This window comes from Streptomyces tatrensis, from assembly GCF_049310065.1.
Lineage (GTDB): Bacteria > Actinomycetota > Actinomycetes > Streptomycetales > Streptomycetaceae > Streptomyces.
Genome location: NZ_JBMDLB010000011.1, coordinates 2,055,761 through 2,069,240 on the forward strand (window position 1 = coordinate 2,055,761; position 13,480 = coordinate 2,069,240).

The 13,480-nt window shown below is 73.3% G+C and carries 12 protein-coding genes; 4 read left to right on the forward strand and 8 right to left on the reverse strand.

From position 1 onward, the window contains the following. The first annotated feature begins 36 nt into the window (after positions 1-36). Positions 37-279, forward strand: a complete 243-nt coding sequence (locus ACODT5_RS25050) for a hypothetical protein (RefSeq protein WP_422521513.1) — start codon at positions 37-39, stop codon at positions 277-279. A gap of 271 nt (positions 280-550) precedes the next feature. Here ACODT5_RS25050 and ACODT5_RS25055 read toward each other — a convergent pair whose 3' ends face one another. The 3 genes from ACODT5_RS25055 to ACODT5_RS25065 form a co-directional block, all read right to left on the reverse strand. Next, a complete protein-coding gene (locus ACODT5_RS25055) occupies positions 551-1,246 on the reverse strand; it encodes an N-acetyltransferase (protein ID WP_422525019.1) in 696 nt (231 codons plus the stop codon). 193 nt (positions 1,247-1,439) lie between these two features. Beyond that, positions 1,440-2,015, reverse strand: coding sequence for a histidine phosphatase family protein (locus ACODT5_RS25060; protein WP_422521514.1), 576 nt, complete (start codon positions 2,013-2,015; stop codon positions 1,440-1,442). 31 nt (positions 2,016-2,046) lie between these two features. Then, complete coding sequence (locus ACODT5_RS25065; protein ID WP_422521515.1) at positions 2,047-3,480, reverse strand: aminotransferase-like domain-containing protein; 1,434 nt, start codon at positions 3,478-3,480, stop codon at positions 2,047-2,049. Here ACODT5_RS25065 and ACODT5_RS25070 point away from each other — a divergent pair. Together ACODT5_RS25070 and ACODT5_RS25075 are read left to right on the forward strand one after the other, a co-directional pair. Continuing rightward, positions 3,479-4,429: a DMT family transporter gene (locus ACODT5_RS25070; protein WP_422521516.1), complete on the forward strand. Its 951-nt coding sequence runs from the start codon at positions 3,479-3,481 to the stop codon at positions 4,427-4,429. The genes ACODT5_RS25065 and ACODT5_RS25070 overlap by 2 nt on opposite strands. Positions 4,430-4,469: 40 nt before the next feature. Next, the gene (locus ACODT5_RS25075) at positions 4,470-4,667 is read left to right on the forward strand and encodes a DUF1918 domain-containing protein (RefSeq protein ID WP_250744647.1); all 198 of its coding nucleotides are present in this window, start codon (positions 4,470-4,472) and stop codon (positions 4,665-4,667) included. A gap of 30 nt (positions 4,668-4,697) precedes the next feature. Here the strand turns inward: ACODT5_RS25075 and ACODT5_RS25080 are convergent, their stop codons facing one another. After that, positions 4,698-5,933 carry a glycoside hydrolase family 10-like protein gene (locus tag ACODT5_RS25080; protein WP_422521517.1) on the reverse strand — a complete coding sequence of 412 codons (1,236 nt, stop codon included), beginning with the start codon at positions 5,931-5,933 and terminating at the stop codon, positions 4,698-4,700. A gap of 189 nt (positions 5,934-6,122) precedes the next feature. On the opposite strand from ACODT5_RS25080, the gene ACODT5_RS25085 reads away from it, so the two are divergent. After that, positions 6,123-7,019 carry a 3-hydroxybutyryl-CoA dehydrogenase gene (locus ACODT5_RS25085; protein ID WP_327251867.1) on the forward strand — a complete coding sequence of 299 codons (897 nt, stop codon included), beginning with the start codon at positions 6,123-6,125 and terminating at the stop codon, positions 7,017-7,019. 23 nt (positions 7,020-7,042) lie between these two features. Here ACODT5_RS25085 and ACODT5_RS25090 read toward each other — a convergent pair whose 3' ends face one another. The 4 genes from ACODT5_RS25090 to pheS all read right to left on the reverse strand — a co-directional run bounded on the left by ACODT5_RS25090 (position 7,043) and on the right by pheS (position 13,369). Then, on the reverse strand, positions 7,043-7,564 hold the full coding sequence (locus tag ACODT5_RS25090) for an NUDIX hydrolase (RefSeq protein ID WP_422521518.1): 522 nt from the start codon (positions 7,562-7,564) through the stop codon (positions 7,043-7,045). A gap of 109 nt (positions 7,565-7,673) precedes the next feature. Then, a complete protein-coding gene (locus tag ACODT5_RS25095; RefSeq protein ID WP_422521519.1) occupies positions 7,674-9,011 on the reverse strand; it encodes an NsdA family TPR-like regulatory protein in 1,338 nt (445 codons plus the stop codon). Between the two features lie 687 nt (positions 9,012-9,698). Further along, positions 9,699-12,242, reverse strand: coding sequence for a phenylalanine--tRNA ligase subunit beta (pheT, locus tag ACODT5_RS25100; RefSeq protein WP_422521520.1), 2,544 nt, complete (start codon positions 12,240-12,242; stop codon positions 9,699-9,701). Continuing rightward, entirely contained in the window at positions 12,242-13,369 is a 1,128-nt protein-coding gene (pheS, locus tag ACODT5_RS25105) for a phenylalanine--tRNA ligase subunit alpha (RefSeq protein ID WP_422521521.1), read from the reverse strand. The genes pheT and pheS overlap by 1 nt, the downstream gene beginning before the upstream one ends. Positions 13,370-13,480 lie beyond the last annotated feature (111 nt).

A 13,480-nucleotide genomic window follows, 5' to 3' on the forward strand; every position in this document is an offset into this window, starting at 1 on the left:
CGGGCCGCTCTCGGCGGCAAGAACCTCAGCACCACCGTGCGGATCGCGGACGATGCTCCGGCCGGGCTGGACGGCGTACCGGTCGCCTTCACCGCCCTCGGCGGCCGGACGCTCTGCACCACCGTCTCCGACCAGTTCGGGGCCTCCCACTGCGAGGCCCCGGCCCGGCTGACGATCCCGCTGGACGAACTCCTGCGCGGCTACGGGGCGGCGAACTACGCGGGCATCGGAGGGATCTACCTCCCCTCCTCCGCCAGCGCCCCCATCGCGCTCCTCTAAGACTTGATCCGTTGTTCCTGTGTGGATGACGGATTGCAGCCGGGGCGGTTCCTGGGCTGTCCGGCGTGGTCGCCCGGGGGCGGCTCATCCGGGGTCGCTCAGGGCGCTGGTCCGGCATTCGGGGAGCAGAGGCACAGCTCAAAGGTTGTGCTGCCGCGTGATCCGTACCGGCAAGCCGGGGACAGACACGATGCGGTTGACTCCCACAGGGCGTCTTCTCGCCCTATCCCTCACGGGACTTGGCAGTCGTAGCGGAATTCCGGAACACCTCTTAGGAGACGGGTCCCAGCGCGTGCCGGACCCAGACGTTCGGCTCCACGTAGACGGCGAAGCCCTGCTCCGGTTCGCAGTGGACCGGGGACAGGGCGCCCGGAACGCCGACCGGGCCCGCCGTGTCGAAGGGCAGGCCGGTCCACGTGCGCCACTGCGCGAGGGAGCCCGTGATCGTCATCGACAGCGGGGCCACCGAGTCGATGACGCCGCCCGCCCGCACGTGGACCCGTAGCCACGGGTCGTGCGGGAGGCCGTCCCCACGGGTGCGGTACGCGTACTCGTGGATCGAGGCGTCGGGCTCGGCCGGCTTTCCGCTGGGCCGGACCGGCGCCACCACCTCGGCGAAACCGCGCGCCGCGGCGTTCTCCCGCATCGCGGCGAGCATCCGGCCGGACAGGCCCTCGCCCTGCCGGTCGACGGCGACGCTGATCTCGATCGCGCTCACGGTGTCGGCCCGGGCCCCGCGCCGCAGGTCGGAGAAGGCCCACATCAGGATCTGGTCCCAGCCCTGCGCGGGCAGCACCCCGTCACGGCCCGGCGCGTGCTGCGCGAAGGGCACGCTGAAGCCCCGGGCGACCACCGCGTCGCCGTCCGTGGCGATCAGGACGTACTCCGGGAGCTCGGCCACCATCCGCGGATACAACAGCCAGGCCAGCGCGTCGTGCTGGGCGAACTCGGGCCACGAGTCCTTCATGTCCCAGAGCCGCGAAGCCAGTTCGGGTCGCTCCGCGAGCGTGGTGATCCGGATGCCCGGGCCGCCGATGCCCGCGCCGCCGTTGCCCGCGCCGCCGTTGCCCGCGCCGTCTATGTCTGTGATGTCGTCCATGCCCGCAGGCTAGGCACGCCCCACCTGCGCCTCAACCGATTTAGCCGGTTCAGGTTCAGGCTCAGACGGGCGCCTGGAGGGAGAGGTGCCAGCGCCGCGGCCTGCCGGCGAGGGTGAGCGTGGACAGGGGGCGGACGTCCACGTTCCAGTACGTCAGCGGCGGCGCGTTCAGGGCGTACACGAGGGCCGCCCGGACCACCGACGGCTCCGCCACCGCCACGATCGCTCCCCCGTCGTCGGCCGGCCGGGTGTCGAGCCAGCCGCCGATCCGGGTGATGAAGGCGAGCAGGGACTCCCCGCCGTGCGGCGCGGCGTGCGGATCGCTGAGCCAGAGGTCCACGGCCTCGGGGTCCCGGGCCGCCACCTCGGCCAGGGTGAGCCCGCGCCAGCGGCCCATGTCGCACTCCCGCAGGGCGGGTTGCGCCATCGGGGCGTAGCCGAGGGCGGCGCCGGTGGCCCGGCTGCGCGAGGTCGGCGAACAGTAGCGGAGCTCGGCCGAGCCCAGCGGGACGAGCCCGCGCGCGGCGGACTCCACCGCGCGCCAGCCGTCCACGTCGAGGGGGCGGTCGTCGTCGAAGCGCTCGGCGAGCAGCGAGGTGCCACGGGCTGCTGCGACTAGCGAAACCCGAACATGCATGCGGTGATGGTGATCCGCGTGTCGCACGGGGTCAAGCGTCGGGACGAAGCCCGGACCGCAGCCGCCGGACGGCCTCGGTCAGCTCGCCCGCGCCGGACACCCCGGCGAAGCTCAGCCGGACGAACGGACCGGGCGGTTCCGCGCAGAAGTACGGCCGTCCCGGCGCGACCGCGACCCCGGCCCGCAAGGCGGCCGCCACGAAGGCCGCGTCGTCGCCGCCCCCGCCGGGCCGTGCCCACAACTGGTATCCGCCGCGCGGCGGATGGGGTACTTCCAGCTCCGGCAGGTCCCGCCGCAGCGCCCCCGTGAGCACGTCCCGGCGGTGGCGCAGCTCGGCGGCCACGGCCTTGAGGTGGCGGGGCCAGGCGGGTGCGCCGACCAGTTCCAGGGCGGCCTCCTGGAGCGGCCGGGGCACGAAGAAGCTGTCCACGACCTGGATGGCGCGCAGCCGGTCGAAGACCGGGCCGCGGGCCGCCAGCGCGCCCACCCGCAGGCTGGGCGAGGTGACCTTGGTCAGCGACCGCACGTGGACGACCACCCCGTCCGGGTCCTCGGCGGCGAGCGGCGCGGGCAACGGGCCCGAGTCCTCGTGGGCCAGGGACCGCGCGTAGTCGTCCTCCAGCACGAACGCCCCGGCGGCGCGCGCGATCCGCAGGACCTCGCCCCGCCGCTCGCCGGACAGCACGGCCCCGGTCGGGTTCTGGAACAGCGGCTGGCATACGAACACCCGCGCCCCGGTCGCTTCGAAGGCGGCGGCCAGCAGCTCCGGCCGGACCCCGTCGGCGTCCACCGGGACGGGCACCGGCCGGCATCCGGCGGCCCGCGCGATGGCCAGCAGTCCCGGATAGGTCGGGGATTCGACGAGGATCGGCGCCCCGGGCGGGGCGAGCGCCCGCAGCGCGGTGGCGAGCGCGCTCTGCCCGCCGGCGGTCACCAGCACGTCCCCGGCCGCGATGGCCCCGCCGATCTCGCGGGCGAACCAGTCCCGCAGCTCCGCCAGGCCCTCCACGGGCGGCCGCCCCCACACCCCGGGCCGCCGGCCGGCCCGGGCGAGGGCCGCCGCCATGGCCCGCTCGGGCTGGAGCGCCTCGTGCAGGTAGCCGCTGTGCAGCGGGATGACCCCGGCGGGCGGGGCGGCCAGGGTGACCAGCACCCCGGAGGCGTCCACGGAGCGCGGGACCACCTCGCCGGAGTCCTCGGCGCTCAGGGCGACGGCCTGCCAGGAGGTGTCGCCGGGCTCCTGGGTGTGCGTACGGGGCTGCGCGCGGTAGACCCCGGCTCCGGGGCGGGTGATCACCAGGCCTTCGGCGGCGAGCTGGGCGAGGGCCCGGGAGACGGTGACGGGGCTGACCCGGTACTGCTCGACCAGGGCCCGGCTCGACGGCAGCTTTCCACCTACCGAGTAGCGGTTCAGCTCGACTCGAAGGGATTCCGCCAGTTCCGCCACGCTGCTACGCTCGTACATGACAGCACAGAATAGCGCTACTCTCCCGAATGCGATAGCAGTTCGAGGTACCGCAGCCCGCTGGCCCCGGCCCGCCCTCGGGGGCACCACCCTCGCGGCGGCCGCGGTCGTCACCTTCTCGCTGACCTTCCCCGGTACCGCCTGGGGGCTGGAGAGCTTCGGCCCGTGGTCCCTCTTCGGCCTGCGCTGTCTGCTCGCGGGCCTGACGGCCGGCGGCTTCCTGCTGGCCCTGCGGGTCCCCGTACCCGCCCGCGCCCACTGGGCGGGGCTGGCGGTCGTCGCGGGCGGTGTGGTCGTCGGCTTCCCCCTGCTCACCACCCTCGCCCTGCAGACCTCCACCACCTCGCACGCCGCCGTGGTGGTCGGCCTGCTGCCGCTCACCACGGCGATCGTCTCCTCGCTGCGCACCGGCGCCCGGCCCTCGCGGCGGTTCTGGGCCGCGGCCGTGGCCGGCGCGGTCGTCGTCCTCGGCTTCACCGTGGCCCAGAGCGGCGGCGCCCTCTCGGGCGGCGACGCCTTCCTCTTCGGTGCGCTGCTGGTCTGCGCGGCCGGGTACACCGAGGGCGGACGGCTGGCACGGCTGCTGCCCGGCTGGCAGGTGATCGCCTGGGCGCTGGTGCTGTGCCTGCCCATCGGCATCGCCGGCTCCGCGCTCGGGCTCGCGTACGAACCGGTCGACCTGACCGGCCGGGGGGTGGCCGGGCTGGTCTGGGTCGCGGTCGGCTCCTCCTTCCTCGGCCTCTACGTCTGGTACCGGGGCATGGCCGAGATCGGCGCCGCCCGCGCCAGCCAGCTCCAGCTCGCGCAGCCGCTGCTGACCCTCGTGTGGTCGGTCCTGCTGCTCGGCGAACACCTGTCCCCGGCCGCGCCCGTCGCCGCCTGCGCGGTGCTCGTCTGCATCGCCGTCACGCAGCGGCCCGATGGGCCAAAAAGGGGCCGGACGACCTAAACTGCTAGCACCGGATCGGACCGCCACCGAGGAGGTCAGCATGCGCGCGACCGAGGGCGACCAGCTGGTTCAGCACGGCAGGATCGTGGGCCAGCACGACAAGGTCGGTGAGATCACCCAGGTCCTGGGAGAGAACGGCACCCCTCCCTACCGCGTCCGCTTCACGGACGGACACGAGGCCGTCATGTCCCCCGGACCCGACTGCGTCGTGAAGCACCCCGCCGACCACGACCACTGACGACCCCCTAGGGCCCCCGAAAACGGCCGGTCAGCGCGGTGGCACGGCCACCGCCGTCGGATAGTGATCGGCGATCACCCGGGCCAACGCCCCGTTGGGGTCCGCGACCACCTGCTTCGCGGAGAAGTAGACGTGGCCGCGGACCTCCGGGTATCCGGCGGCGAACCGCAGGTGCCGGGACAGCTCGCGCGGATCGCGCCAGGCGGCGGTGGAGCTCTGCGCATCGCAGCGGTACAGCGCCTCCCCCACGTAGAGCTGGACGCGGGTGCCGGCGACGGTCCGCGCCCACCAGGGGACGATGGCCGCGTAGTCGGCGGCCGGGTGGCCGAGCTGCCAGTACGCCTGCGGCACGATGTAGTCGATCCAGCCCTCGCGCACCCACTTGCGGGTGTCCGCGTACAGGTCGTCGTACGTGGCGACGCCCGCCTGCGTCGGCGAACCGAGCGGATCGCGGTCGGAGTTGCGCCAGACGGCGAAGGGGCTGATGCCGAAGCGCGCCGCGGGGCGCAGCGCCCGCAGCCGTTCGGACATCTCGCGGACCAGGGTGTCGGTGTTGTGGCGGCGCCAGTCGGCGCGGGTCGCGAAGGCCCGGCCGTACTGCTCGTAGGCGGCGTCGTCGTCGAAATCGCGGCCCTCGACGGGGTACGGGTAGAAGTAGTCGTCCCAGTGCACCCCGTCGAGGGGGTAGCGGGCGACGGCGTCGAGCATGGCGTCCTGCACGAAGCGGCGGACCTCCGGAAGTCCGGGGTTGTAGTACAGCTTGCCGCCGTAGGGCACGGTCCAGCCCCGGTTGCGGCGGGCCGGGTGCCCGGGTGCGAGCAGGCTCCGGTCGGTGTGGTTGGCCACCCGGTACGGGTTGAACCAGGCGTGCAGCTCCAGCCCCCGGGCGTGCGCTTCGGCGACGGCCGTGCCGAGCGGGTCCCAGCCGGGGTCGACGCCCTGCTCGCCGGTCAGCCACTGCGACCAGGGCTCGCGCGCCGAGGGCCACATGGCGTCGGCGGTCGGCCGGACCTGGAGGATCACCGCGTTGAGGCGGCGGGCGACGGCGGTGTCGAGGAGGGCCAGCAGTTCGGCGCGCTGCTCCCGCGCCGAGAGCCCGCTCCGCGAGGGCCAGTCCACGTTCTGCACGGAGGCGACCCACATCCCGCGGAACGCGGCCTCGCCCGCTCCGCGCACCCGCTCGCCCCCGCCCGCCTCCGACGGCCCGACCGCGCGCGCGGGGGCCGACGCCACCGCCGCCAGCACCCCGGCCGCCGCGGCCAGCATTCCCCGCCTCCCGACGTTCCGCCTCCCGATGGACGCCATGTGACGACTCCGTTTCGCTGCGTGACATTGCCTCGTGTCCGCCCAGCATGCCCGCCCCGGCCCGACACGCCGGGCAAGGTCGGGGGTAACGTCGGGGGCGTGGCGGGCGCCGGAACGCAGTTACCACTGCACGAGTACGGGGGACCCGCGATGGAGAGCAGCGAAAGGCACGATGTGACGGACCTCCCAGACGACATCGCACGCGTCGGCGTAGTGGGCTGCGGCCAGATGGGCGCGGGCATCGCGGAGGTGTTCGCCCGGAGCGGGCTCGAGGTGATGGTCGCCGAAACCACCGGCGAGGCCCTCGAGCTCGGGCGGACCCGGCTGCACACCTCTCTGACCAGGGCCGCCGAACGCGGCAAGATCAGCGAGGAGGAGCGGGACGCGACCCTGGCCCGCCTGTCGTTCACCACCGACCTCGGCGAGTTCGCCGACCGCGACCTCGTCATCGAGGCGGTCGTCGAGAACGAGCAGGTCAAGACGGAGATCTTCCAGGTCCTCGACCAGGTGGTCACCCGCCCGGACGCGATCCTAGCCTCCAACACCTCCTCGATCCCGCTGGTCAAGCTGGCGGTCGCGACCTCGCGTCCCGACCAGGTCATCGGCATCCACTTCTTCAACCCGGCCCCGGTGCAGCAGCTCGTCGAGCTGATCCCGGCGCTGACCACGAGCGACGAGACCATCAAGCGCGCCGAGGCCCTGGTCGGCGGCGCGCTGGGCAAGCACGCGATCCGTGCCCAGGACCGTTCCGGCTTCGTCGTCAACGCGCTCCTCATCCCGTACCTGCTGTCCGCGATCCGGATGTTCGAGTCGGGCATCGCGAGCCGCGAGGACATCGACAACGGCATGGAGCTGGGCTGCGCCCACCCGATGGGCCCGCTGAAGCTCGCGGACCTCATCGGTCTGGACACGGTGGCCTCGGTGGCCGACTCGATGTACGCGGAGTTCAAGGAGCCCCTGTACGCGGCTCCCCCGCTGCTCCAGCGCATGGTCGACGCCGGCCGCCTCGGCCGCAAGACGGGCTCGGGCTTCTACCCGTACAGCTGACCCCGCGGTCGGCCGCCCGCGGCTCAGCCGAGCCGCAGGTGGTGCAGCAGCAACAGCCCGGCCGCCATGTTGGCGGCCGGGATCTCGCCGCGCGCGATCATGTCGGGGACCAGCTTGAGCGGTACCCACTCGCGGCGCGAGGACTCGAAGTCGTCCTCCGGGTGGCCCGTGTACGTGGCCCCGTCCGCCCAGTAGAGGTGGTGGCGGGCATCGGTCAGCCCGTTGGACGGCTCGACGGTCATCAGGTGGTGGAGGGGGCCGGGCCGCCAGCCCGACTCCTCCTCCATCTCTCGGGCGGCCGCCCGCTCGACGGACTCCCCGTCCTCGACGACCCCGGCGGGCAGTTCCCAGCCCCAGCTGTCGGTGATGAAGCGGTGGCGCCACAGCAGCAGCACCTCGTTGGCCTCGTTGACGGCCGTGGCGACGGCGACCGGGCGCAGCCGGATGACGAAGTGGTCCAGGTGCCGGCCGTCGGGGAGCTGCACATCGGCGAGATTCACATCGAACCAGCGGTTCGTGTACACGGTTTGCTCACTCAAGTTCATCCACTGCACGGTTCTGCCACCTTCCGATCGAGTAGGTGGCAACATGGCAGCAGTTCACCCCCGCCCAGGGGAACGCGCAAAGGGCGGCGCAGAGAACGCCACGGGGATGTCACAGCGGAACGCGCAGCGACCCGTCGATGAGCTCGGCCGTGTCCTCGGCCCCCGAACAACCGCTGGTCAGCAGCTGCTCCCGGACCACGCGCAGCCGGTCGCGCAGGCGCAGCGATTCCATCCCCTTGGCCCGCTCGGCCATTTCGGCCGCCGAGGCCACCGCCTGATCGGCCTCGCCCTGGCGCAGCTGGATCTCGCACAGCATCGCGAGCCGGTGCACCCGGCCCCGGTCGTGCGCGGGGGTGCCGACGGCCGCCGATGCCTGCTCCCGGGCCGCCCGCAGATCGCCCATGCCCAGCAGCGCCTCCGCCACCTGTACGTTGACCAGCCCGGGCTGCACGTACCCCGTCTCGTCCGGCTCCGTGCCGGGACGGATCCGCTCCGCCGCCGCCTCGGCCTTGCGGATGCAGGCCAACGTGGCTGCCGTATCACCGAGTTGGGCGTAGGCCTTGGCCTGCATGGCGTACAGATCGGCGGCCAGCGCCGGGGTGGTGTGCCGGCCCGCGGCGCGCAGGGCGGCCTCGGCGAAGGCCACGGCCTGGCGGAACTCCCGTAGGTGCAGCGACTGGTTGACGATCAGCGCGATCACATAGGCCCCGAGCCCCCGGTCCCCGCTCGCCTTGGCCAGCCTCAGCGCCTGGTGGAAGTACCGCTGGGCCAGCCCGTGCGCGTCCGAGTCGTACGCGCAGATCCCCGCCACGGCCACCAGGGAGCCCCCGGCCCGGTGCAGGCTGCGGCCGAGCCCGTCGGAGTAACTCCCGCGCAGCATGGGGGCGGTCTCGGTACCGAGGAAGCGGACGACCCGGTCGCGGGTGGCCACGCCGCCGGCCCTGCGGTACATCAGCTCGTAGTGCGCGCGGGCCGCCTTCAGGATCTCCACGTGCTCGGGACCGACCCGGATCGGCCCCTCGCGGGACACGTCGGCGTCCTCGGGAGGGTTCTCCCACTCCCATACGGGCATCACCGCCGGGGTGCCGGTGACGGCCCCGGCGTCGAGGGGCTGCCGGCCGTTGCCGTCGGAGCGCCACAGGGCGGCGGCGCGGTCGACGAACCCGCTGAGCGGGGCCCCTTGCGGGTCGGCGGGCTGTCCGGGCAGACCGAACCCGACGTCGTCGAGGGAGAGGGGCCGCCGCAGCCGGCCCCCGATGACTTCGCAGATCAGGTCCGGGACCTGGCCGCGCGGGCGCTGCCCCTTCAACCACCGCGCCACGGCGGTGTGTTCGTAGCGCAGGGCGAGTCCGCGGGAGCGGCCCGCCTGGTTCACGTACGCGGCGAGTCCGGCATGGGACATGCCCGCCTCGGCGAGGAGGGCGTCGAGCAGGGCATTGGGCTGCATGGCCGCTCCAAGGGCTCGTCGGATCCAGGCTAGTGGGTGCGGGGTTCACACGGGGTGCGAACGGAGTACGCGCATAAATGCGATACGCACCCTGCCGCCGGGGTCGCCCGGAGCGCTTCACTTAAGGGCCTCGCCAAGAGGTAGCTCGGGTCGTCGGCTCCCCCTCGTACAGTGCGACGACCCGTCAACCGCGCCGCCCGTCCTGTTGTCTGCCCGACACTCCACGGCAGGCGGGCGGCGCGCTTCGGCTCCGCCGGGTCCTGGTTGGTCGCCGGGCCCCGGCCGAGCCGGACCGAGCGCGCGCCGGGCCCACCCACCGGGCCCGGCCCGCGTGGTCCCCCGATACCGGCCCGGACGTCCGCGCCCCGGCGCGACCCGGCCACGGGGGCCCTGCGGGCTGCTTGGCCCCCACCCCGCCCCTTCCCGAAACTGGGGGCGCTGCCCCCAGCCCCCCCCCTTTGCCCTCAAACGCCGGGCGGGCTCTTTTCAGCCCCGCCGGCGTTTGAGGCGCGGGGTCCGGGGCGGAGCCCCGGGGAACGGGCGAAGGGTGGGTAGGGGACCTCGCCCCGCAGGGCCGCCCCGCCCCTCCGCAGCCGGCCCGGCCTGACTGCTTGCCCGGGAAACGGGTGAGGGGGCACACCCCGGTCGGAACCGGGATGCACCCCCTCGACACAGCAGCGGCAGCGGCTACGCGCCGCGCAGCACCGCGCCCGTACGCTCGCCCGCGAGGGCGACCGCCGCGTCACGGGCCGCCGTGGACTCCTCGGCGGTCAGCGTCCGGTCGGTCGCGCGGAAGCGCAGCGCGTAGGCCAGGGACTTCTTGCCCTCGCCCACCTGCTCGCCCTCGAAGACGTCGAACAGCCGCAGGGACTCCAGCAGTTCACCGGCGCCCTTGTGCAGCGCGTCCTCGACGGCGGATGCCGGCACGGACACGTCCACGATCAGCGCGACGTCCTGGGTCGCCACCGGGAAGGAGGAGATCCGGGGCGCCTGGAGGGCCTCGCCGCCGGCCGCCGCGAGGCGGTCCAGGTCGATCTCCATGGCACTGGTGCGGGCCGGCAGGCCCATCGCCTTGACCACGCGCGGGTGCAGCTCACCGGCGTGACCGATGACCGTCTCCACCCCGTCCAGGGTGACGAGCAGCTCGGCGCAGCGGCCCGGGTGCCAGGGGCCGTACTGGCCCTGGCGCACGACGAGCTCCGCACCGGCCTCGACGGCCAGCGAACGCGCCGCCTGGACCGCGTCGGCCCAGTCGGCCGGACGGCCCTTGCCCCACCAGCCGGCCTGCTCGCGGGCTCCGGCCAGCACGACCGCGGCGTAGCGCGGCTGTGCGGGCAGGGCCGCGTTCAGGGTGGCGATCTCCTCGTCGGTGGGACGCCGGTCGACGCCGAGGCGTACGGCGACGCCCGGCTGCGCGGCGGCCCGGAAGACCGAGCCGGTCTCGAAGAGGGCGAGGTCGTGGCTGCCCCGGCTGTCGTTGCGGCGCAGCGCGCCGAGCAGACCCGGCAGCAGCGTGGTGCGCAGCGCCGGCTCCTCGTCGGAGATCGGGTTGACCAGCTTGACGACCTGGCGGGAGGCGTCGTGCGCGGGCAGCTGGAGCTGGTCGAAGACGCCCTCCCCGATGAAGGGGTAGCTGAGCGCCTCGACGTAGCCCGCGCCGGCCAGCGCGCGGCCGACCCGGCGGTGCAGCTGCTGCCGGGCGGTCAGACCGCGGCCGGAGGGCACCTGCGGGAGGGTGGACGGGAGGTTCCCGTAGCCCTCCAGCCGGATGACTTCCTCGGCGAGGTCGTTGGGCTCGGCGAGGTCGGGCCGCCACGAGGGCGCCGTGACGACGAGCTCGTCCTGGCCGTAGACGTCGCAGCCGACCTCCTGCAGGCGGCGTACGACGGTCTCCCGGCCGTACTGCATGCCCGCGACCTTGTCGGGGTGGTCCGCGCTCATCGCGATGGTGCGCGGGGCGCCCGGTGCGGTGAGCTCGGTGACGCCGGCCTCGGCGGTGCCGCCCGCGAGCAGCACCAGCAGGTCGACGGTGCGCTGCGCGGCAGCGGCGGCGGCCTGCGGGTCGACGCCGCGCTCGAAGCGCTTGGAGGCCTCGGAGGACAGCTTGAGGCGGCGGGCGGTGCGCGAGATCGACACGGAGTCGAAGTGCGCGGCCTCGACGACGACGTCCGTGGTGCCCGTGACCTGGCCGGTCGAGCCAGAAGGATCAAAAGGAGTCGTCACGGAGTCGGCGATCTCGGTGTTGGCGCCGCCCATGACACCGGCGAGCCCGATCGGGCCGCTGTTGTCGGTGATCACCAGGTCCTCGGAGTCGAGCGTGCGCTTGACCCCGTCCAGGGTGGTGAACTTCTCGCCCTGTTCGGCCCGGCGGACGCCGATGGTGCCGTCGATCCGCGAGCGGTCGTAGGCGTGCAGCGGCTGGCCGAGCTCGAGCATCACGTAGTTGGTGATGTCGACGGCGAGCGAGATCGGGCGCATGCCCGCCTTCTGGAGGCGGCGCGTGAGCCAGATCGGGGAGCGCGCCTCGGGGTCGAGGCCGGTCACCGTGCGCGCGGTGAAGCGGTCGCAGCCCTGCGGGTCGTCGATCTTGACGGCGTAGCCGTACGAGTTCGGCTGGGGCACGTCGAGCAGCGCCGGGTCGCGCAGCGGCAGGCCGTAGGCGGTGGCGGCCTCGCGGGCCACACCGCGCATGGACATGCAGTAGCCGCGGTCCGGGGTGATGTCGATGTCGAGGACCTCGTCGACCAGCTCCAGGAGCTTGATCGCGTCGGTGCCGACCTCGTGCTCGTGCGGCAGCACGATGATGCCGTGCGTGCCGTCGTCGCCCATGCCCAGCTCGTCGCCGGAACAGATCATGCCGTGCGAGGTGCGGCCGTACGTCTCGCGCGCGGCGATCGCGAAGTCGCCGGGCAGCACCGCGCCCGGCAGGACCACGACGACCTTGTCGCCGACGGAGAAGTTCCGGGCGCCGCAGACGATCTCCTGCGGCAGGCCGGTGCCGTTGGCGGCGCCGACGTCCACGGTGCAGAAGCGGATCGGCTTGCGGAAGCCTTCGAGCTCCTCGATGGTCAGCACCTGGCCGACGACGAGCGGGCCCTTGAGCCCGCCGCCGAGCTGCTCGACGGTCTCGACCTCGAGGCCGGCGTCGACGAGCTTGTGGGCCACGTCGCGACCGGTTTCACCCGCGGGGAGGTCGACGTACTCCCGCAGCCAAGAAAGCGGGACGCGCATCAGATCTCACTCCCGAACGGCCGGGTGAAACGAACGTCACCCTCGACCATGTCTCGCATGTCTTCTACGTTGTGGCGGAACATCAGCATCCGCTCGATGCCGAAGCCGAAGGCGAACCCGCTGTACTTCTCCGGGTCCACGCCGCAGGCGATGAGCACCTTCGGGTTGACCATGCCGCAGCCGCCGAGCTCGATCCAGCCCTCGCTGGAGCAGGTGCGGCAGGGGCGGTCGGGGTTGCCCACCGACGCGCCGCGGCACACGTAGCACTGCATGTCCATCTCGGCGGACGGCTCGGTGAAGGGGAAGAAGTGCGGGCGCAGGCGCGTGGTGGTGCCCTCGCCGAACAGCTCCTGGACCATGTGGTCCATGGTGCCCTTGAGGTCCGCCATGGTCAGGCCCTCGTCCACGGCGAGCAGCTCGACCTGGTGGAAGACCGGGGTGTGCGTCGCGTCGAGCTCGTCGGTGCGGTACACCCGCCCCGGGCACACGATGTAGACGGGGGGCTTGCGCTCCAGCAGCGAGCGCGCCTGCACCGGGGAGGTGTGGGTGCGCAGCACGACACCGGACTCGTCGCCCTCGGTGCCTTCCGGCCCCCGGACGAAGAAGGTGTCCTGCATCTGGCGCGCGGGGTGGTCGGGCGTGAAGTTGAGGGCGTCGAAGTTGAACCACTCCGCCTCGACCTCGGGGCCCTCCGCGACCTCGTACCCCATGGCCACGAAGATGTCCGCGATGCGGTCCATCAGCGTGGTCAGGGGGTGCCGGGCGCCGGCGGGCACGCGGTCGTAGGCCAGCGTGACGTCCACCGCCTCCTCGACCAGCACCCGCTCGTCGCGCTCGGCTTCGAGCGCGACCGTGCGGGCCCCGAAGGCCTTGTTCACGGCGCCCCGCGCCTGGCCCACGAGCTTGCCCGCGGTGGCCTTGGCCTGCGGGGGCAGCGCGCCGATCTCTCGGTTGGCGAGCGCCAGGGGCGAGCGGTCGCCCATGTGCGCGGTCTTCGCCTCCCGAAGTTCGTCGAGGTCACCGGCGGCGGCGAAGGCGGCGAGCGCCTCGTCCCGCATGCGCTCGATCTCTTCCGGTTTCAGTGCCTCGACCTCGACAGGGTCGTAGGACTTGTTCGGTGCCGACATCTCTTCCCGTACTTCCGATGGCTGGCTGGTGGGTCCCCCGCGCGACGCGCAGGACGCGCTCGGCACAAGGACACAAAGGTGCCAAAGGTCGAGTCTAAAGGTCGCTGGGGG